At 66.6% G+C, this 985-nt stretch carries 1 protein-coding gene; it reads left to right on the plus strand.

Translation table 11 applies throughout. The features are described 5' to 3' along the window. Nucleotides 1-20: 20 nt before the first annotated feature. Nucleotides 21-985, plus strand: a 965-nt coding sequence (gene tnpB / locus RJ1_RS44855) for an IS607 family element RNA-guided endonuclease TnpB (protein ID WP_255284980.1), incomplete at its 3' end; no start/stop codon positions are given.

The raw sequence follows: 985 nt of genomic DNA on the forward strand, positions 1-985 counted from the left end.
TCAAGGGCAAACGTGCGGGGTTGTCGTGCCGGTTCACCACCGGGGCATTCGGGCTTGTCGACACCGATCGTCGGCACGTGAAACTCCCCCGGATCGGGATCGTGCGGACCCACGAGTCCACCCGCAAGCTCGCCCGCCGCGTCGCGGCCGGGACGGCGCGGATCCGGTCGGCGACGGTGTCGTTCGGGTCCGGTCGTTGGTTCGTGTCCTTCTCCGTGGAGGTCGAACGATGTGGTCTAGCGCCGACGCTGCCGGAATCGGTGGTGGGGGTGGACCTGGGGGTCAAGTCCCTTGCGGTCCTGTCCACCGGTGAGGTGGTGCCGAACCCGAAACACCTCGAACACGCCCTGAAAGAGTTGCGACGGCTCGGGCGTCAGGCGGCGCGACGGCAAGGCCCTGATCGTGGTACCGGGCGGCAGCCGTCGAAGCGGTGGCGACAGACTCATGCGCGGATCGCGCGTCTGCACAGCTATGTGGCGAACGCCCGCCGTGACGGGTTGCACAAGCTCTCGACCCGGTTGGTCCGCTCGCACACCGTGGTGGTGGTCGAGGACCTGAACGTGGCCGGGATGGTCCACAACCGAAGATTGGCCCGGCACATCGCCGGTGTCGGGATGGGTGAGTTCCGTCGTCAGGTCGAGTACAAGGCCGGCTGGTCCGGGCAGCGGGTGCACGTGGCGGACCGGTGGTATCCCAGTTCCAAGACGTGTTCGGGATGTGGTGTGGTGAAAGCCAAGCTGCGCCTGTCCGAACGCATTTTTGTCTGCGAATCCTGCGGGATGAGCATTGATCGTGACCTCAACGCGGCCCGCAACCTTGCGGCCCTGGTTGAGGCGTCCTCCCCGAGTTGCGGGGCGACGGAAAACGAGCCCGCTGGAAACCCATGTCAGTCCCGCACCGTGCGGGCAACGGGTATTGCCACGGGAAGACCCGCACCGCATGGTGCAGGCCAACGTCGACACCGTGAGGCGTCGACTCGGGACAC

Source organism: Rhodococcus jostii NBRC 16295 (assembly GCF_001894825.1).
In the GTDB taxonomy this organism is placed as follows: Bacteria; Actinomycetota; Actinomycetes; order Mycobacteriales; family Mycobacteriaceae; genus Rhodococcus_F; species Rhodococcus_F jostii.